The sequence below is a fragment of the Pedobacter duraquae genome (genome assembly GCF_004362245.1).
GTDB classification, from domain to species: domain Bacteria; phylum Bacteroidota; class Bacteroidia; order Sphingobacteriales; family Sphingobacteriaceae; genus Pedobacter; species Pedobacter duraquae.
Genome location: NZ_SNWM01000002.1, coordinates 1,098,418 through 1,116,849, shown reverse-complemented (window position 1 = coordinate 1,116,849; position 18,432 = coordinate 1,098,418). Strand labels below are relative to the sequence as shown.

The window sequence follows — 18,432 nt, the reverse complement described above, 5'->3', positions numbered from 1 at the left end:
TGCCACAGGAGCATTTATCCCTTGCTTACTATTACAATTGAGAACCCATTTTGTTTAAACTAGGGTACATTATCTTAAACGCGCACGTTTTTTGCTTTCACTAAAAAAATTGTATGTTTATTTTATGAATGAATTAAAGTTTACCATAAACTATCAGCATTTCCAAGCGCTTAATGAGCTTGATCCTGCGGATATTGATTTATGTTTAAAAGCCGAGGAAGCTTTACAGACTTCTTATTCGCCTTATTCGAAGTTTAGGGTAGGGACGGCAATACTACTTGCGGACGGGGAAGTGATATTGGGAAGTAATCAAGAGAACGTGGCCTATCCTTCGGGGCTTTGCGCGGAGCGTGTAGCGCTCTTTGCAATTGGTGCTCTGCGTCCGGGTGCCGTAATTAAAGCGATGGCAATAACTGCACAAACGGATAATTTCGAGATCAAGAAACCTGTAACACCTTGTGGAGCCTGCTTGCAGGTAATGTCGGAGTTTGAGCAGCGTCAGAATACAGAAATCGACGTTATATTTTATTGTATCGGTGGGGAAGCACTGAAAGTGAAAGGTATAAAAAGCCTGTTGCCTTTTGCTTTTCTTGAAGATAGGCTGGTTGGCTAATATTTTTAGTGCTGTACAGCAGGAATGTTAAGAACTGTTCAAAAATTCTGTTCTTAAAATTTCATCGTAACCCTTATATTTACAGCATCCAACATCATTTTAATGAGCGAAGAACTAGAAGAAAACATAAACGAAGAGAATAAGCATACCGTAATTCCAATTAATGGACTCTACGAAAACTGGTTTCTCGATTATGCTTCTTATGTAATTCTGGACCGTGCCGTTCCGCATATTCACGATGGGTTAAAACCTGTTCAGCGGAGGATCCTGCATTCCCTGAAGGAGATGGACGACGGGCGTTTTAATAAGGCGGCAAATGTTATCGGAAATACCATGAAATATCACCCACATGGTGATGCTTCTATTGGCGATGCCATGGTTCAGATCGGACAAAAAGATCTCTTGATCGATTGTCAGGGGAACTGGGGTGATCCGGTGACGGGAGACAGCGCTGCGGCGCCGAGATATATTGAGGCGCGCTTATCGAAGTTTGCCAATGAAGTTGTGTTTAACTCAGATACTACGGTTTGGCAATTAAGCTACGACGGTAGGAATAATGAACCCTTAACCTTACCGGTTAAATTTCCTTTGTTACTGGCCCAGGGGGCAGAGGGTATTGCCGTTGGTTTAGCGACCAAGGTGATGCCGCACAATTTTGTGGAGTTACTGGATGCTTCAATCGAAGTGCTGCGGGGAACCAGACCAAACATTTTACCCGATTTCTTTACCGGTGGTATGGCAGATTTTTCTGCGTACAATGAGGGTATGCGTGGTGGTAAGATCCGTGTCCGTGCAAAAATTACGGAGAAAGATAAAAAGACACTAGTAATAACCGAGATCCCCTTTAGTACGACAACGGGTTCTGTAATTGATAGCATCCTTTCAGCAAATGAAAAGGGGAAGATCAAGATTAAGAAAATTGAAGATAACACAGCTGCGCATGTAGAGATCGTGATCCAGCTGGCACCGGGTATTTCTCCTGATGTTACCATCGATGCGCTTTACGCATTTACTTCCTGCGAAGTTTCTATTTCGCCCAATACCTGTATCATTAAGGATGATAAACCTCAGTTTTTGAGTGTTAATGATATCCTTACCGAAAATACGATGCAAACCAAAAGTTTGCTGAAGCAGGAATTAGAAATTAAGTTGCATGAGTTGCTGGAGAAAATCTTCTTTAGTTCGTTATTGAAGATTTTTATTCAGGAGGGGATGTATAAGCATCCTGATTACGAAAACTCAAGCAACTTCGATGCCGTAGTAGTGGTATTGAACGGTTTGTTCGATCCTTTCAAACCACAGTTATACCGGGAGATCTTACCGGAAGATTTTAAGAAACTGATCGATAAACCGATGAGTAGTATCACGAGGTTTGACGTGAAGAAGGCCGATGATCAGATGAAGGCGCTTGCTGATGAGATCAAGGTTGTTAAGAATCATTTACGTCACCTCACCGATTATACAATTGCCTGGTTTCAGCGATTGAAAGACCGGTACGCCAAGGGTAGGGAACGTAAAACTGAAATTCGCTTGTTTGATCGGGTGGAAGCTTCTAAAGTTGCGTTGGCCAATGTTAAGCTATACCTGAACCGCGAAGATGGTTTTATTGGTACCGGATTGCGTAAAGATGAGTTTGTAGCAGACTGTTCTGATCTGGACGAGATTATAGTTTTCAGAGAGGACGGTAAGTGCGTAATCACGAAGGTTGCAGACAAAACATTTGTTGGAAAAGGAATAATACATGCTGCGGTATTCAAGAAGAACGACGAACGCACTATATATAACCTGATCTATAAAGATGGTGGATCAGGGGTTTCCTATATCAAGCGTTTTGCTGTAATGGGTGTAACGCGCGATAAAGACTATGACCTGACTAAGGGCACAAAGGGATCGAAGATCTTATATTTTACAGCGAATCCAAACGGAGAGGCCGAAATTATCACTGTGCAGCTAAAGCCGCATACCAAGCTAAAGAAATTGCAATTTGATGTAGACTTTGCTGAGATAGCGATTAAAGGGCGTGCCTCTCAGGGAAATATTGTCTCTAAATATCCTATAAAAAAGATTCTGTTGAAGAGCAAAGGCGTTTCAACATTGTCTGGTCTCAAAATATGGTATGATGACCTGTTGAGGAGATTAAATGTGGATGGCAGAGGAAAATACCTTGGTGAATTTGACGGAGATGATAAGATCCTCCAGGTACATAAAGAGGGCTGGTACGAGTTAAGCACGTTTGAATTGAGTAATCACTTTGATGCTGACTTACTGATTATTCAAAAATATGATCCGGAAAAAGCATTTTCAGTAGTGCAATATGAAGGGAAAGCGAAAAACCAATTTGTAAAACGATTTGTATTTGAGAGTATTGCAGTAGGTAAAAAACAAGGTTTTATCAGTGAAGAACCAGGTTCAAAATTAATATACATTACCAGCAATCCAGCGGCAAAGCTTACGATTGATGTTTTAAAAGGAAAAACACAGATTCCAGAAACCCTTGATGTTGTACTTTCGGAGTTTATTGATGTAAAGGGGCTCAAAGCTATTGGTAACAGGCTTACCCAGCATGACCTTAAAAATATGACCTTAAGTGAAGCGGAAGAGGAGGAACTGGTAATCGAAGCGGCGGCAGCAGCAGCCGCTGTCAGAGCTTCAAATGAAGAAGAAGTTGAAGGAGCAGAGCCGGGCGTGGAGGTAGAGCAGTCAGAAGCAGTAGCTGATGTTGCGACTGAACTTGATGAAGGCACTGAAACGGAAGAAATTGATGATTTGCCTGAAACAACAGTGGCTGATTCTACAGAGCCGGTAGTTGCAGCCGAGCCGACAAAAGCAGACATGCCTGTAACAACACCACCAAAATCAATGGCTAAAGAATCTGATCAGGCTCCTCCGGATCAAGCAACAGAAACACCGCCGGCTAAAAGGGCATGGACATCATCTGCAAAACCAGCCAAACCGGTAAAGAAAATAGATTTAGAGATTACTAATCCGGACGATCTGGACATCGATGATACCGGTCAATTGGGCTTATTCTAAAAGGCTGCAGAAATTCTTTCTGCGGCCATAATAAAAGCAATTCCGAAAATCGCTGAAGAAAGAAACAGGTTCCAGTCGCGCTTCTTAACCTTAATAATACTGATAAAAATAAAGGATAAGATAAGAATGCCCAGTACAATCAGCACCTGACCAAACTCCAGGCCTACATTAAATGCAAAAAGCTCTGCGACGATGTTGCTGCTTTTACCAAGCAAACTTTTTAAATAATTTGAAAAGCCCATGCCATGTATGAGGCCGAAAAATAGCGCTAGCACGTATTTTAAAGAAACACCTTTTTGTTTGGTTATGGGAATTAAGATGTTTGCCATGGCAGTGGCCAGGATGGTTACAGCTATGAGAAATTCTACGAGTGGTGTATTTACTTTGATGATAGAGAGTACACTCAAAGCTAAGGTAATGCTATGGCCAACGGTAAATGCTGTTACGAGGATCAATACTTTCCTCCAGTCCTGAATGGCATAAGTTCCACAAAGAACCATAACAAAAAGTATGTGGTCATAGCCCTTCCAATCTAAAATATGTTGCCAGCCTAACTGGAAGTACAAAGAGAAATCCTGCATGGCGCAAAATGGGGAATTTGTCAAGAGATTCCAAAAAAGCATTTAATTTGTTGCATTGCAAATGTCGCAGGTACAAAAAAGGCGGTCAGTTTAACTGACCGCCTAAATTACTTTATTGGTATTGGATATAAATCGGAATTGGTCTTAGTTTTAGCAGTTCCTCTGGAGTCATTAAACGATTGGGAGCTTTCTTAAGGTCATTTTTGTAAAACAACTTGAAGCCTGTAAACTGAACTGGTTCGTTTTGAATGAAGTAACGGTAAGTGCCTAACTTCAAGTCTGGTTCACCCCATCCGTCCATGTGCATTACGATCTGAACTTCAGGTCTTAATTTGATGTTTTGGTAGTTGGTAACCATTTTTTTAGTAAAACGGTGTACGGTAAATATTTTTGGAGGCAGGTTATATTTCTTAACCAGGTTGGCCAGATATTGTGAGCAATAGTTAATGTCTTCTGCGTCATAGGTACCAATCTTCTTACCTGGTTTATCGCCACCCTTCATGCTGAACTCAGGGTCAATACCGAGGTGTACATTCGGTAGCATCAGGTATTTTTCTATGCGGGGAAGTTCTGCTTTGATATTACTTAAGGCAACCTGAATATCCAGGAACACAATACCGTTATGCATTTTAGCAATTTTCATTACCGAATCAATTTGTTTATCGCCCATCCTGTTGATGTACTTACCATCCTTGCCGGGCGTACCACTAGCTACAGCTGCTATATAATGTACACCTGCCTGTACTGGCGTAGATGGATCTGCTTTTTCCCAACGCTTAACTTCAGCATTCAGGCGGCTCCACATTTCTTTTGGTGCATATTCTCCCAATGCGCCCATCTTTTTTGAGTGGAGGTTTCCATAATATACAACCACACGTTTGAATGGAAGGATAGCACCTGCCAACGGATAGGGTTGTTTTTTTACCGGCCATTTGCCTGTAGTATCGCCATTTGCGAGTTTTTTGATCAGCAGGTTGTATTTCGCCGTATCTACTGGTGTACGGTCCATTCCGACCTGCTCAGTGGTGTCAGAAACTGTAGAATCTCCAGTGCTTTTTACTTGAGCACCAGGCTTTTTTGCGTCAGAGCTGCAGTTTGCAAAAAGTGTGACAGATGCCAGCCCAATTAAGAGGGTTCCTGCGAGTTGAGGTATTTTCATAGTTTTTAATAGAGGTAAATTCTTTGTGGTACAAGTATACCAATCTTCCGGGGGATAAAAAAACTGATTTATTGATGACCAATAAATTCTTTTCAGGATTATTTGTAATAGTTCTAAATAAGTCAGTATACTTGCAGTTCTATTTGAATCAAGTCTAAATAAAGAATATTAATGAAGATATATTTACTGTTATTTACTTTATGTTTCGTTGTAGGTACTATAAGTGCTCAGGAAAAAACTAATGTAACTAAAGGAAAAAAAGTCAATCAACTGGACGAGGTGGTGGTAACCGCTGAATACCAACCGCAATCTTTAAAGAATTCAGTTTATCGCACCAGAGTAATTAACGGTGAGAAAATCAGATTACGTGCCGCAACTAACATTCAGCAGGTGTTAAGCACTGAACTTGGATTTCGTTTTTCGAACGACTTGACTTTGGGAACGAGTGATGTTCAACTGATGGGGATGTCGGGGAGAAATGTTAAGATTTTATTGGATGGCGTTCCGATGATTGACCGTAGCGATACCCGCGAAAGTTTAAATCAGATCGATATCAATACGGTCGAGCGGATAGAGATCGTTGAAGGCCCCCTGTCAGTATCCTATGGAACGGATGCCCTTGCGGGAGTTATTAACATTATTACGAAGAAGCCGGGTAAAGAAAATTATAATATCAATGCGCGGGTTCAAGAAGAGACGGTTGGAAGCAATTACGGTCCTTTGAACGGAGATGGACTGCATATTCAGCATATCGGTGCGGGCTGGCAAAAGAAGGGATTCTCAGCCTTGGTTGGTGCAACACATAACGACTTTAGCGGTTTTCAAATTCCGTCTCTCACTTCTACAGCAGCAGAAATTGATGCAGTGGGTAATCGGTGGAAACCCAAATCGCAATGGCTGGCCAACACGAAACTGGGTTACACAAATGATAAGCTTAATTTATGGTATAGGTTAGATTACGTTGATGAAGATATCGACACCAGATTAGGTTATAATCCAAACAACTATAAAGGCGTTACGCAACAATATGTCACTAAACGGTATACACAACAAGTACAGGGAAGTTATATTTTCAGCGACAGATTACTGTTTAATGGATCTGTAGCTAATTCGAATTTGAAACGCTCTACAATTACGAAGGAGCATAACTACGCAACGGGCGAAGTAACCTTGTCTGCAGGTGCCGGACAGCAGGATATTTCCAAATTCAACGCTACATCAGTAAGGGGTACTGCACAATATAAATTATCTGATAATATTTCTTTCCAACCGGGTGTTGAGATCAATATGGATGGTTCGAGCGGTGCACGTATTTCTGGATCGCCTTCTATTAATGACTATGCATTTTTTATATCCTCAGAACTGAAGTTGCTGACAGATTTGACGGTAAGACCTGGATTAAGATTCATTCATAACTCAGTGTATGATGCTCCGCCAGTAATCCCCTCTCTAAATGCGAAATTAAAATTGACGGAGAAACTGGATCTACGCGCCGGCTACGCCAGCGGATTCCGTTCACCTGCATTGCGTGAGCTGTACTACGACTTTTTTGATGCCAGTCATTCCATTATGGGAAATCCAGATTTGAAGGCCGAACAATCCAATAGTTATACAGCCTCTCTTACCTGGGCAAATGCTACAACTTCAGCGGTAAACTTTCGCAGCACGTTAAGCGGGTTCTATAACAATTTCAGAAACAGGATTGAGTTCGGTCTGTATAGTGGTGATAAATCGATCACTACATTGATTAATATCGCAAAATATAGGACGACGGGTGGTACGTTCGAAAACACGCTTAGCGCAGGGAATTTTGAAGGTTCACTGGGATTTTCCCTTGTAGGCGTTTATAACAACTACTCTGAATCTGCGAGTACCTATGGCGAGTCGCCAGCGCTAGTGTGGTCGCCTGAATTAAACACAAATCTCACATACACATTTCCCAAAATCGGTACGACGATTAATCTTGCTTACAAGTATACCGGGAAGAAACCGATATATGAAGTAGCTACAGAGAATACAGTGGAAGTACTGCGACTCACCAGAACCGCCGGTTTCAGCATGGCTGACCTGATGATTACCAAAAAAGTTCGTAATTCATTAAACCTGAATGCCGGTGTCAAGAATCTCTTTGATTTAACCACGATTAATAATACCGCGGTAGCTACGGGATCGCCACATGGTAGTGGCGGGGGCCCAGTTCCAATCACTTATGGAAGGTCGTATGTGCTCGGTCTCAGTTTTAATTTATCCAAACCTTAAATAATTCAATTAAATAATAACACTTAAAAACATGAACAAATTCTCCAAAATTATCGGCCTACTATGTATCGCAGCTTGTTTTACGGCATGCCAGAAAGATGATGAGCCAACTATTGTTATTCCTCCTTCGGAAGGAAGCAGCCTCACGTTAAACGGACTAATTGGTGCGGAAGCTGGAGCGAGTGCAGGCAATAGTGTATTCGTGGACTTTAGCACAGATAAACAAACCGGCATCGCTAGAAATTCTTGGGATCTTGGATTTTATTCGGGTAGTGATTTCCGTGTAATTATCAACCATGCTGTAGGTGCAACAGCGATACAACTGAACAAGACTGACCTTAACCAGGTAACCGCTGCTGATACAACGGCTTTGGCAATTAATGGTGATCTTGCTATTGGCCAGGGCGCCGGTGGGTTTGCTACTATTGACCCTGTGGAGAGCGAACTTAGCGCATATCTTTCAGGTACAGTAATTAAACAAGTTTCGGCAACAGATGCTGATAACAAAGTATATATTATTAACCGTGGTGCTGGTGGTCTTACTGAAAACAGAGGCTGGCAAAAAATCCGTGTAATTCGTGCTGGTGCGGGCTATACATTACAGTACGCAAAAATCACCGAAACAACTTTCAAAACTTTAACAGTTACGAAAGATGCAGCCTTTAACTTTAAGTATGTGTCGTTTGTAAAAGGTACTGTTGATGCAGAACCCGCTAAAGCAGACTGGGATATTGAATGGGGTTTCACTACCTATAAGGCAAGCGCCACTATTCCTTACACATTCTCCGATTTTGTATTGATCAACTTTGTGAATGGCGTAACTGCTGCTGAAGTTCGTTTTTCTGGTACAGACGCAAATTCTACTGTTAAATATGCCGATTTTACTGAAAGTAATTTAACAGGAATAACGTTCTCAGGTAAAAGAGATGCCGTAGGTAGTAACTGGAGAGTTACCTCACCGGCTACGAGTGCTGCAGTAAAAACAGATCGCTTCTATCTGGTAAAAGATCCTGCAGGTAATGTATACAAATTGAAATTTGTGAGTTTCATCGCTTCGGATGGCGGAGTTCGCGGTAAACCGGTTATTGAATATAAACTGGTTAAAAAAGCATAGACTTGGTTAGTTTGTGAGGAAAGGGATTTCTGGATATTCCAGAACTTCCCTTTTTGTTTGTAATTTATGATTTAGGTAAAGCGTTATAAAATAAATAGATATGTCGAATAAATTTAGAAATCTCATCGTTTTGACACTGGGAGTAGTTTTCCTGTTCTCGTGTACTGGTAAACAAGAAAAGGCTGCAGACCAGCAACTGGCCGACAGCACTAAGATTGTGTCGCTAAATGGCGCAGTCAGTGAAATAATTGCAGGTATAGGCCTTGAGAAAAATATCGTTGGAACAGATGTAACGAGTAATTATCCTGAGTCGCTTAAGAAAAAAGCGAAAATCGGGCATAACAGAAATATCAATGCCGAAGGTGTATTGGCTTTGAAACCTAACCTGGTAATAGGTATAAAAAAAGAAGTGTCTCCAGCTTTGGTTGAACAATTTAAAGCCGCTGGCATTAAGTTAATCCTACTAGATCAGGAGTTTTCTATCGCTGGAGCAAAAAATCTAATTCATGCGGTGGCCGACAGTTTAAAGCAGACTTCAAGGGGTGACTCGTTAGTTAAAATCCTGGATGCTGATCTTGCGCAAGTTAAGCAAGCGGATAGCGCTGTGAAAAAACCTAAAGTTTTATTTATCTACGCCCGTGGGACGGGTACAATGATGGTTGGTGGAACAGGTACTCAGGTGGAGCAGGCGATTATATTGGCTGGTGGCCAAAATGCTGTTACTGATTTTGCTGATTATAAACCATTAACTGCTGAGGCATTGGTTCAGGCTAATCCGGACGTGATTCTTTTATTTTCAAGTGGTCTGCAAAGTCTTGGCGGTCCTGCCGGACTGATGAGTGTACAGGGTATTAAACAAACAAATGCCGGGCGCAACAATAAAATTATTGAGATGGATGGGGAGCTGCTGAGCAGTTTCGGTCCCAGACTTGGAAAAGCTATTCAAGAGTTAGCTCAGAAAATCAAATAGATGAAGAAAATTGGATTAATTTTAGTCGCACTGACAGTGTTGATGATTGCTGCTACGGTATTATCTGCTTGTATAGGTGCGGTTAAAATTACCTTTGCTGAATTGTTTTCGGGGAAACTTCAACCACAACAGGAAGCTGTGCTGTATTCCATAAGGTTACCTCGGGTGGCATTGGGACTGCTCATTGGTGCTGCTCTGGGTATTTCCGGTGCAGCAATTCAAGGACTTTTTCGTAATCCACTTGCGGAGCCGGGGTTGATTGGCATTTCGTCTGGAGCAACATTGTTTGCGGTGATGATGATTGTGCTTGAGATCAAAGTATTTAAAATGCTTACCGGGACATTTGGTTTTTACGCACTATCTATCGCTGCATTTGCGGGAGCTTGCATTACCGCTATGTTGGTGTACAGGTTGTCGAGATCCAAAGGGAAGACCGTGATTACGACCTTGTTACTTTCGGGGATTGCTATTAATGCGCTTGCAGGTTCTTTTACAGGCTTACTCACTTATGTTGCTACGGATGAACAGTTGCGCAGCATCACTTTCTGGAGTTTAGGAAGTCTTGGCGGGGCCAGTTGGAATACGGTAACCTGGCTATTGCCTTTCGTATTGATACCGGTAGTAGGTCTTCCGTTCTTATCTAAATCTTTGAATGCCATAGCACTTGGAGAATCTCAGGCCCTGCATATGGGGATAAATGTTGTGGTTGTTAGGCGCTTAATTATTATCTTGTCTACAATTGCTGTTGGCGCGTCTGTTGCTGTGGCAGGAATGATCGGTTTTATCGGCTTAATTATTCCGCATATCCTTCGGATGCTGTTTACTGCGGATCACCGCCTGGTTATTCCAGGGTCAGCGTTGCTGGGTGCTGCGTTACTTACTGTGGCCGACCTAATTGCCAGAACGTTGGTTGCCCCGGCAGAGCTGCCAATTGGTATTTTAACGGCGATGATAGGTACACCTGTATTTATATATATCATTATATCTGAACGTAATAAAAGAAACTTGTTATGATCGTAGTTAAAGACCTTGATTTTTTTGTTGGTAAAAAGCAACTTCTGAACAGGCTCAGCTTCGAGGCTAAGCCCGGGGAGTTGCTTGCCGTCCTTGGTGCCAATGGTGCCGGGAAGAGTACGCTTATGAAACTGCTATGTCGTGAGTTGAATCCATCAGACGGAGAGATTCGTATCGATGGCATCAACCTGAGACAGTATACGCTGAAAGAACTGGCAAAAGCACGAGCCGTCCTTTCTCAACACAATACCATCTCAATTTCCTTCCTGGTACATGAACTGGTCATGATGGGAAGGTATCCGCATTTTGACCATCAGCCTTTGCCCGCAGATATTGATATCGTAAAAAGAGTGATGGAAGAAGTAGGCATTACGCATCTTACAAACCGCGATTACAATACCTTGTCTGGTGGAGAACAACAGCGCGTGCAACTGGCGAGGGTGATTGCACAGATCTATGATCAACCGGGTGCCTGTTTGTTTTTGGATGAGCCTACTACGGGACTGGATCTACGATACCAGCAACAGATCATGGAGTTGGCGAGGAACTTCGCTGACAGGGGCTATTGTGTAATTTGCATCCTGCATGATATCAATTTTGCCTCGCGCTTTGCGGATAACATTCTTATGCTTAAGGATGGCCAGAAAATAACTATGGGAAGTCCGTTGGAAGTGATCAACTGTGAAAATATTCATGAAACTTTTGGAATCAAAGTAAAATTAATGGCCTGCGAAGGTTTTAGCTGTCCCCTTGTTATACCGGCAAGTAGCGTAGCCTAACAAGCCGATCAATAGAATTAACTTATTAAAATTATAGAAAATGGAAAAAATTGCAGAATTAAAAAGTCAGTGGGAAACCTTCAAAACTGAAAATCCCAAAGTAAGAATCAGGGATGCTGCGAAACAGCTGGACACTACAGAAGCAGAATTGCTGGCTACTTCTGTCAATGATACTGTAACCAGACTAACGGATAGCTTTCCAGATATATTAAAAGGCGTTGAAGCTTTAGGTCATGTGATGGCACTTACACGTAATGACCACTGTGTACATGAACGTAAGGGGGTATATCACAACCTTTCATTTATGGGGGCTATGGGCTTAGCGGTGAATCCGGATATCGACCTGCGATTATTTATGAGTCAGTGGAAATCTGCTTTTGCAGTAAATGAACAAGGGCGCAAGAGTCTCCAGTTTTTCGGTAAGGATGGTGCTGCGGTTCATAAAATATATCTTACAGAACAAAGTAATGTTGCCGAATATGATGCGTTGTTAAGTGCATTTAGGGCTGAGGATCAATCTGCTGCGCTGGAAATTGTACCTGCTCCTGATGCTGCTCCCGAAAAGGCTGATTCGGAAATTGATGTTGCTGGTTTTCAGGAAGCGTGGCTGAACTTAAAAGATACGCATGCCTTTCACGGGTTGTTGCGCAAGTTTGACGTATCGCGTAAACAAGGTCTGCGTTTAGCTCCGGCCGGTCACGCTGTAGAAATCACGGTAGATTCGCTTAAAGCAATTATGACTAAGGCGTCTGAAACAAACATGGAGATTATGGTTTTTGTTGGGAGTGCCGGATGTATCCAGATTCACACGGGATTGATTCAGAAATTGCTTGAGACAGGACCATGGTTCAATGTGCTTGATCCCGAGTTTAACCTGCACCTCCGCATGGACGGAATCGCTTCTGTATGGTTAGTGAAAAAGCCAACTGAAGATGGTGTTGTTACCAGCATAGAAGTTTTTGATGCTGAAGGTAGCATCATCACTCAACTGTTTGGTAAAAGAAAACCTGGAATTCCTGAAAACGAACAATGGAGGATGGTTGCCAACGAATTGGCAGTTATCGCATAAATAAAAAAAGAGCTGGATAAATGTCCAGCTCTTTTTTTAGGATTTGAAGGTGTTGAATTTACCGAAGACACCGAGTGGGAGCTTAATACCCGAGGTTGCCTGTAGAAAAAGCTCACCTGTTTCCAGATTTTGAACTGCTGGAAAAGATGTTTTGATAAGGTTTTCCACAATTACTGAGGAGAAACCTAAGGAATAGGTGTTAAGGATTAGAAAATGTTCTTCAGGGTCCAGGAGTTGTACAACTTCCTGCATCATTTCCTGAATGTGATCTTCCAATTTCCATTTCTCTCCATTAGGGCCGTGACCAAAAGCAGGAGGATCCAGGATAATACCGTTATATTTTTTTCCGCGTTTTAATTCTCGTTTTACAAATTTCAGGGCATCTTCAACAACCCAGCGTATATCCTGAAGTTTAGAAAGCTCCTGATTCTCATTGGCCCAGTTTACTACCTGCTTTATAGAGTCTACGTGTGTAGTATCCGCCCCCGCAGCTTTGGCAATTAATGAAGCAGCACCGGTATACGCAAAAAGATTTAACACTTTAGGCTGCTTGGTTTTCATCTTTTTAACACATGATGAAATATAGTCCCAGTTAACTGCCTGCTCAGGAAACACGCCTACATGTTTAAAAGAGGTGAGGCCAAGGCGCAGGTTGATGCTTACTTCGTCATTTGTATAGTTGACATTCCAGCGGTCAGGGATCTGCGAAGCAGACTTAACCCATTCGCCAGAGGTGGCAGAGCGACTTCTGAATCTGATATGGGTTCTTTTTTTCCAATCTTGTTCAGAGAGCGTTTTTTTCCAAACGGCCTGAGGTTCTGGCCTGGACAATACCAGGTTTCCGAAACGTTCAAGTTTTTCAAAATCTCCACAATCAATCAACTCATAGTCTTTCCAATGTGTGGGACTCAGCAGGCTTATCATATTCTTATTGTTATTAAATTAAAAGTTCTTCTTGGCGGCTTTCATAAAGCGGCTGGCGAAAACAAAATCGTTAAGTTCGGCAATATCTGTATGGGCAATCTCTTTATTTGAACCTTCCCAGAATTTCTTGCCTTCATGTAAAAACATGATATAATCTCCGATCCCCATTACAGAGTTCATATCGTGCGTAACTACGATAGTGGTCGTATTATATTCTTCGGTGATCTCTTTGATCAGCTCATCGATTACGATCGATGTTTTGGGATCCAAACCGGAGTTGGGTTCATCGCAAAAAAGATATTTTGGGTTCATTGCAATTGCACGGGCAATACCTACCCGTTTTTTCATTCCCCCAGATAACTCTGCCGGGAACAACTTATTCTTGCCCTCAAGGTTTACGCGTTCCAGACAGAAGTTTACACGGTCGAGTTTTTCTGAGCGTGCCTGTTCGGTAAACATATTTAGTGGGAACATGATGTTTTCTTCAACGGTCATGGAATCAAATAGGGCGGATCCCTGAAACAGCATGCCGATTTCTTTACGGATCTCTATGCGCTCCTCGAAACTCATTTTTGTAAATTCCCTACCATCGTATTCTACACTTCCATGTTCAGGAGTATGCAGTCCGATCATACACTTCAGTAGTGTTGTTTTTCCAGAACCTGAACCACCGATAATCAGATTAGTTACCCCAGCTTCAAATTTGCCCGAGATACCCTTTAATACTTCATTCTGTCCGAATGATTTATAAATGTCTTTAATCTCGATCATAATAATAATTGGGTTACAATGTAATCGCAGGCGAGGATAGTGATACAGCTTACTACTACTGCCCTGGTACTTGCCTGCGCAACTTCAAGTGCACCGCCTTTAACATAAAACCCTTCGTAAGCCGGGACTGAAGTAATGATGAAGCCGAAAACAAAAGCCTTAACGAGTGCGACAGTAATCGTATATGGATTAAAATCAGTAGTGATGCCTTGTATATAACCCGCAGCAGAGATAGCACCTGATAAAGTACCACCAATAAAACCACCTGTAATACTCAATACCATTGCGATGATAACAAGCAGTGGAACCATAGTTATACCAGCAATGATTTTTGGCAGGATCAGGTAGCCCGGCGAATTGATTCCCATAATCTCGAGGGCATCGATTTGTTCTGTTACGCGCATAGTGCCTATTTCGGAAGAAATAGCAGAGCCGATTTTTCCTGCAAGTACAATAGCGCTGATTGTTGGGCTAAGCTCAAGGATACTGGAGTCGCGGGTTACAGAACCGATAATAGTTTTTGGAATGAAATCACTTACCAACTGAAAGGCAATCTGAAGGGTCATTACCGCACCGATAAAGGTAGATATGATAGAGATCAATCCTAGAGAACCGACTCCAATAAAGTCCATCTGTTGAAAAATGGCTTTTAAATATATCTTAAACTTTTCCGGCTTTCTGAATACGGCCTTCAGCAGAAGGATATACTTGCCAAAATTTGTGAAATTCATCTATAAAAGTTATGGGGTACATGCAATAATACTACAAAGTAACAATAAAATTTGCTTAGGGTTTCGGAATTCCTGAAAAAGATCGGTTTAACTGCCTAATTGAAGCAAGGAATAGACAAACATTCCGACCTCTTTACTGTTAACTTGCTATGGACTCATTTAACATCATTATCAGTGTATCTGGTCAGGAGCTGGCATTAACACTGCAGCCCGAGGAGGCAGGTACGTATAAAGTTATCTATCACGGTATGCTTGTAGGCGAAATTACGATGGCTGAAAATGGCTGGGAAGCACTTTCTATGGATGAGGTTAGTCCGGGCATCTTTCCAATGTATGAACACAAAGCAGACTCTGATGCACCACGACTTGTACTTGAGAAAAAAATTGTTGCTCAGATTGGCGAAGCTATTGAGACTAGCGAATAGCCGTTGCAATCTTTTAAATTTACATTTACTTTGCTGATCTAAATTTTATCAGCATGAACGCTATTATAACAGGCGCTACCAAGGGTATTGGAAGAGCTATTGCCATTAAACTCGCTCAAGAAGGATACAATCTGGCAATCTGTGCCAGGAACCAGGCTGAACTGACAGCTTTTTCTGCCGAACTGGAATCTACCGGAGTCAAGGTGTTTGCCATGGCCGCAGACTGCAGCATAAAATCCGAAGTATACACTTTTTGTGCCTTTGCCACTGCCGCACTAACAGAAATAGATGTGCTGGTAAACAATGCAGGAATATTTCTTCCGGCAAGCATCTTTGATGAATCCGATGAAGCCTTTGAATTACAACAAAATCTGAACCTCAACTGTGCATATTATCTTTCCAAATATGTTGGTAAATCTATGATTTCCAGACGCTCAGGGCATATTTTTAACGTCTGCTCTATAGCGAGCAAAGAAGTTGTAGAAAATGCAGGCAGTTATAGTGTAACTAAATCGGCGTTGCTCAGTCTTAATAATGTATTGAGGCAGGAATTAGCAAAATACAACGTTAAGGTGACGGCAATTTTGCCAGGTTCAACATTAACATCTTCTTGGGAAGGCACAACAATTCCGGAAGATAAGTTTGTACAACCACAAGATATTGCATCAACCTTGTTCCACATTCTGGGATTAAGCGCCGGTGCTAACGTTGATGAAGTGATCATTAAGCCGATACATTTTTAAGACAATTAATATAGGAGATATTGTTATGGACAAGAGATTATTAAGAAACGAATTCGACAAAGTTGTCGCAGGTGTTTCATCAGGAATTGCAGACTATATGCAGGTGGATGTTACCATTATCAGACTCCTGTTTGTGTTATCGACAATTTTTCTTTTTGGTACGGGGATATTGGTTTATTTAGTGATGTGGATTGTGGTACCTGTTAATAACGATCCGGCAGCACGTTTTTCTAAATTTAACGATTATTTTAAAGGACAGAACCCTTCAACCTTCAATGGCCCGAATGCGTACTCACAGCCTGACCAATCAGAAAAAACTACTGAGCAGCCGTTTAATACTGGTCAGACCTGGAGTGCTGCTCCGCAGGATTTCAAGGCCTATCCAAAGAATAACAATGATACCGGTCGTACTGTAGGTGGTTTGTTTTTACTCGTTATCGGTTTGTATTTTTTGATGAACGAGTTCGATATTATTCCTTACTGGTTTAGATTGGGTAAATTATGGCCGCTTGTATTTGTAGCCATAGGAGTTAGCTTCATCATGAAGTCGAAAAGGAAAAATGCCTTTGAAGACTGGAAAAATGAAACGATCCAAAAAGATATGCAGGAAAAAGATCAATCGGACAAAAAAGAACTATAGCCATGAAACTAGATAGAATAATGTGGGGTATCGTACTACTATTTGTAGGTGGAGTACTCTTGTTGGAAAACTTTAACGTAATTGAATTTTACTGGAGAAATGTGTGGGGCTTCTGGCCGATCTTCCTGATCATTGCTGGTGTAAACATCCTTTTCAATAAAAATAAGTCGCAATTAGGCAATATCATTTCTATTGTTGTCCTGGTTATCACTTTATCTGTATTGTTTTATCGCGGACAGCAGCCTCCTGAACACCGATCATGGTTTGGGCAAAATCTGAAATCCGATATCGACATAGATTTCGATGACAACGACGATGATGACAGTGTAAATTCTCAGCGACTGAGCTTCTCGGAACCATTTAATGCTGATAGTTCTAAGAGCGTAGCGCTTAACATCTCTGGAGGAGGAACTTCTTTCAGCCTTAAGGGGGCGACTGACAGTCTGATTTTGGCTAATGTTGATAATAAAAGAGGGAACTTTACCCTTAGCAAGGAAAGCACAGACTCTGCGCAAACGCTTACTTTCAAAATGCAAAACCATAAAGGTAAATGGAGCATGAATGATGGTGGTAATGACGTTGATTTTAAATTGAATTTACATCCGGAATGGACAATTAAAATGAATATGGGTGCTGGAGAAGTGAACTTCGACTTATCACCATATAAAATTAGAACTTTCCGTTTTGATGGTGGTGCTGCGGCGCTGGATATTAAAATGGGTGACTTGCTGCCGATAACGGATGTTATTGTGAAAACAGGTGTGGCAGATGTGAAGATAAATATCCCTACGGGATCCGGTTGTCGGATTGTTACTAAAACCGGTTTGTCGTCAAGAGACTTTACAGGTTTCACCAAGTTGAGCAACGGAACTTATGAGACTCCGAATTACGCAAATTCAACAAAAAAGATTTTTATTAACCTGGATGGTGGATTGAGTAACTTTGAAGTATCACGTTACTAAATCTTAAAATGAGTACACTACAGCAAGCTGACTATACCGTTGTGATCAACGGCAAGCCTCAAGGGCCTTTCCAACTTGCAGAACTTGCTACACTAAACATCAAACCCGGAACTTTTATCCGCAAACCGGGAATGGCTGACTATAAAGAAGCTCACGAATTCTCTGAATTGCGTGAGCTTCTTGGTTTTACTTTTCAGCAAACTGCCCCTCAGTATTTTGCTTCTTTTGATCAGCGCCTGCTCGCTTCAGCAATTGACTTCTTCGTGATCACACTGCTTTATATCTTTGTAGTCCTGATTAGTTTTATTTTTTTGACAGATAAAACACAACGGATTATTACCGCTGTAGCACTGTTGCCATTGATTCCGGTAGTTAAATTTGTATACGGTGTTTTTGCCGAAGCCTCTGCGGCACAGGCAACACTCGGCAAAAGATTGTTGGCAATTAAAGTTACTGATCTTGGCGGCAGCAGAATAGATATTCCCACATCACTAGGTAGAAATGCCGCCAAAATTATCTCGGTATTCCCACTGTTTTTCGGTTATCTATATAGCTTTCTTAATAGAAAGCAACAATGCTGGCATGATATCATAGCAAATACCTTAGTTATTAAGGATAGATTAATATAATCTTTATCTTTGCCCT

At 41.6% G+C, this 18,432-nt stretch carries 18 protein-coding genes; 13 read left to right on the top strand and 5 right to left on the bottom strand.

Annotation, left to right across the window (positions count from 1 at the left end):
- Positions 1-124 precede the first annotated feature (124 nt).
- Both CLV32_RS10845 and CLV32_RS10840 read left to right on the top strand, forming a co-directional pair.
- Positions 125-613 carry a cytidine deaminase gene (locus CLV32_RS10845; protein ID WP_133555286.1) on the top strand — a complete coding sequence of 163 codons (489 nt, stop codon included), beginning with the start codon at positions 125-127 and terminating at the stop codon, positions 611-613.
- Positions 614-715: 102 nt separating this feature from the next.
- A complete protein-coding gene (locus CLV32_RS10840; RefSeq protein ID WP_133555284.1) occupies positions 716-3,646 on the top strand; it encodes a DNA gyrase/topoisomerase IV subunit A in 2,931 nt (976 codons plus the stop codon).
- On the opposite strand, the gene CLV32_RS10835 is transcribed toward CLV32_RS10840, so the two are convergent.
- Both CLV32_RS10835 and CLV32_RS10830 read right to left on the bottom strand, forming a co-directional pair.
- Positions 3,643-4,227 carry a HupE/UreJ family protein gene (locus CLV32_RS10835; protein WP_133555282.1) on the bottom strand — a complete coding sequence of 195 codons (585 nt, stop codon included), beginning with the start codon at positions 4,225-4,227 and terminating at the stop codon, positions 3,643-3,645. The genes CLV32_RS10840 and CLV32_RS10835 overlap by 4 nt on opposite strands.
- Before the next feature lie 112 nt (positions 4,228-4,339).
- Complete coding sequence (locus CLV32_RS10830) at positions 4,340-5,386, bottom strand: hypothetical protein (protein WP_133555280.1); 1,047 nt, start codon at positions 5,384-5,386, stop codon at positions 4,340-4,342.
- Between the two features lie 171 nt (positions 5,387-5,557).
- Here CLV32_RS10830 and CLV32_RS10825 point away from each other — a divergent pair, with 171 nt between their 5' ends.
- From CLV32_RS10825 to CLV32_RS10800, 6 genes are all read left to right on the top strand, one after another.
- A complete protein-coding gene (locus CLV32_RS10825; RefSeq protein WP_133555279.1) occupies positions 5,558-7,645 on the top strand; it encodes a TonB-dependent receptor plug domain-containing protein in 2,088 nt (695 codons plus the stop codon).
- Positions 7,646-7,676: 31 nt separating this feature from the next.
- On the top strand, positions 7,677-8,759 hold the full coding sequence (locus CLV32_RS10820) for an HmuY family protein (RefSeq protein ID WP_133555277.1): 1,083 nt from the start codon (positions 7,677-7,679) through the stop codon (positions 8,757-8,759).
- A 100-nt stretch (positions 8,760-8,859) separates the two neighbouring features.
- On the top strand, positions 8,860-9,729 hold the full coding sequence (locus CLV32_RS10815) for a heme/hemin ABC transporter substrate-binding protein (protein WP_133555275.1): 870 nt from the start codon (positions 8,860-8,862) through the stop codon (positions 9,727-9,729).
- The gene (locus CLV32_RS10810; protein WP_133555273.1) at positions 9,730-10,743 is read left to right on the top strand and encodes a FecCD family ABC transporter permease; all 1,014 of its coding nucleotides are present in this window, start codon (positions 9,730-9,732) and stop codon (positions 10,741-10,743) included.
- Positions 10,740-11,522 (top strand): heme ABC transporter ATP-binding protein, encoded by a 783-nt coding sequence (locus tag CLV32_RS10805; RefSeq protein WP_133555271.1) that lies wholly within the window; start codon positions 10,740-10,742, stop codon positions 11,520-11,522. The genes CLV32_RS10810 and CLV32_RS10805 overlap by 4 nt, the downstream gene beginning before the upstream one ends.
- A 40-nt stretch (positions 11,523-11,562) precedes the next feature.
- Positions 11,563-12,591: a hemin-degrading factor gene (locus CLV32_RS10800; protein ID WP_133555269.1), complete on the top strand. Its 1,029-nt coding sequence runs from the start codon at positions 11,563-11,565 to the stop codon at positions 12,589-12,591.
- 36 nt (positions 12,592-12,627) lie between these two features.
- On the opposite strand, the gene CLV32_RS10795 is transcribed toward CLV32_RS10800, so the two are convergent.
- Genes CLV32_RS10795 through CLV32_RS10785 form a run of 3 tightly spaced genes read right to left on the bottom strand, consistent with a single transcriptional unit; the run spans position 12,628 to position 15,017 of the window.
- The gene (locus CLV32_RS10795; RefSeq protein ID WP_133555267.1) at positions 12,628-13,515 is read right to left on the bottom strand and encodes a class I SAM-dependent methyltransferase; all 888 of its coding nucleotides are present in this window, start codon (positions 13,513-13,515) and stop codon (positions 12,628-12,630) included.
- Positions 13,516-13,533: 18 nt separating this feature from the next.
- Positions 13,534-14,286 carry an ABC transporter ATP-binding protein gene (locus CLV32_RS10790; protein ID WP_133555265.1) on the bottom strand — a complete coding sequence of 251 codons (753 nt, stop codon included), beginning with the start codon at positions 14,284-14,286 and terminating at the stop codon, positions 13,534-13,536.
- A complete protein-coding gene (locus tag CLV32_RS10785; protein WP_133555263.1) occupies positions 14,283-15,017 on the bottom strand; it encodes an MlaE family ABC transporter permease in 735 nt (244 codons plus the stop codon). Before CLV32_RS10785 ends, CLV32_RS10790 begins: the two co-directional genes overlap by 4 nt.
- Before the next feature lie 149 nt (positions 15,018-15,166).
- Here CLV32_RS10785 and CLV32_RS10780 point away from each other — a divergent pair, with 149 nt between their 5' ends.
- The 5 genes from CLV32_RS10780 to CLV32_RS10760 are packed head-to-tail and all read left to right on the top strand — an operon-like array spanning position 15,167 to position 18,416.
- The gene (locus CLV32_RS10780) at positions 15,167-15,442 is read left to right on the top strand and encodes a hypothetical protein (protein ID WP_133555261.1); all 276 of its coding nucleotides are present in this window, start codon (positions 15,167-15,169) and stop codon (positions 15,440-15,442) included.
- A gap of 53 nt (positions 15,443-15,495) precedes the next feature.
- A complete protein-coding gene (locus CLV32_RS10775; RefSeq protein WP_133555259.1) occupies positions 15,496-16,185 on the top strand; it encodes an SDR family oxidoreductase in 690 nt (229 codons plus the stop codon).
- A gap of 25 nt (positions 16,186-16,210) precedes the next feature.
- Entirely contained in the window at positions 16,211-16,825 is a 615-nt protein-coding gene (locus tag CLV32_RS10770) for a PspC domain-containing protein (RefSeq protein WP_133555257.1), read from the top strand.
- A 2-nt stretch (positions 16,826-16,827) separates the two neighbouring features.
- Complete coding sequence (locus CLV32_RS10765; RefSeq protein WP_133555255.1) at positions 16,828-17,787, top strand: LiaF transmembrane domain-containing protein; 960 nt, start codon at positions 16,828-16,830, stop codon at positions 17,785-17,787.
- Positions 17,788-17,795: 8 nt separating this feature from the next.
- On the top strand, positions 17,796-18,416 hold the full coding sequence (locus CLV32_RS10760; RefSeq protein WP_133555253.1) for an RDD family protein: 621 nt from the start codon (positions 17,796-17,798) through the stop codon (positions 18,414-18,416).
- Positions 18,417-18,432: the final 16 nt, after the last annotated feature.

Excerpts from the sequence above, each read along its gene's own strand:
- CLV32_RS10840 (WP_133555284.1), top strand. The coding sequence starts at position 716 with ATGAGCGAAGAACTAGAAGAAAACATAAACGAAGAGAATAAGCATACC.
- CLV32_RS10845 (WP_133555286.1), top strand. The coding sequence starts at position 125 with ATGAATGAATTAAAGTTTACCATAAACTATCAGCATTTCCAAGCGCTT.
- CLV32_RS10830 (WP_133555280.1), bottom strand. The coding sequence starts at position 5,386 with ATGAAAATACCTCAACTCGCAGGAACCCTCTTAATTGGGCTGGCATCT.
- CLV32_RS10775 (WP_133555259.1), top strand. The coding sequence starts at position 15,496 with ATGAACGCTATTATAACAGGCGCTACCAAGGGTATTGGAAGAGCTATT.
- CLV32_RS10800 (WP_133555269.1), top strand. The coding sequence starts at position 11,563 with ATGGAAAAAATTGCAGAATTAAAAAGTCAGTGGGAAACCTTCAAAACT.
- CLV32_RS10785 (WP_133555263.1), bottom strand. The coding sequence starts at position 15,017 with ATGAATTTCACAAATTTTGGCAAGTATATCCTTCTGCTGAAGGCCGTA.
- CLV32_RS10815 (WP_133555275.1), top strand. The coding sequence starts at position 8,860 with ATGTCGAATAAATTTAGAAATCTCATCGTTTTGACACTGGGAGTAGTT.
- CLV32_RS10790 (WP_133555265.1), bottom strand. The coding sequence starts at position 14,286 with ATGATCGAGATTAAAGACATTTATAAATCATTCGGACAGAATGAAGTA.
- CLV32_RS10810 (WP_133555273.1), top strand. The coding sequence starts at position 9,730 with ATGAAGAAAATTGGATTAATTTTAGTCGCACTGACAGTGTTGATGATT.
- CLV32_RS10765 (WP_133555255.1), top strand. The coding sequence starts at position 16,828 with ATGAAACTAGATAGAATAATGTGGGGTATCGTACTACTATTTGTAGGT.
- CLV32_RS10825 (WP_133555279.1), top strand. The coding sequence starts at position 5,558 with ATGAAGATATATTTACTGTTATTTACTTTATGTTTCGTTGTAGGTACT.
- CLV32_RS10805 (WP_133555271.1), top strand. The coding sequence starts at position 10,740 with ATGATCGTAGTTAAAGACCTTGATTTTTTTGTTGGTAAAAAGCAACTT.
- CLV32_RS10820 (WP_133555277.1), top strand. The coding sequence starts at position 7,677 with ATGAACAAATTCTCCAAAATTATCGGCCTACTATGTATCGCAGCTTGT.
- CLV32_RS10835 (WP_133555282.1), bottom strand. The coding sequence starts at position 4,227 with ATGCAGGATTTCTCTTTGTACTTCCAGTTAGGCTGGCAACATATTTTA.
- CLV32_RS10760 (WP_133555253.1), top strand. The coding sequence starts at position 17,796 with ATGAGTACACTACAGCAAGCTGACTATACCGTTGTGATCAACGGCAAG.
- CLV32_RS10795 (WP_133555267.1), bottom strand. The coding sequence starts at position 13,515 with ATGATAAGCCTGCTGAGTCCCACACATTGGAAAGACTATGAGTTGATT.
- CLV32_RS10780 (WP_133555261.1), top strand. The coding sequence starts at position 15,167 with ATGGACTCATTTAACATCATTATCAGTGTATCTGGTCAGGAGCTGGCA.
- CLV32_RS10770 (WP_133555257.1), top strand. The coding sequence starts at position 16,211 with ATGGACAAGAGATTATTAAGAAACGAATTCGACAAAGTTGTCGCAGGT.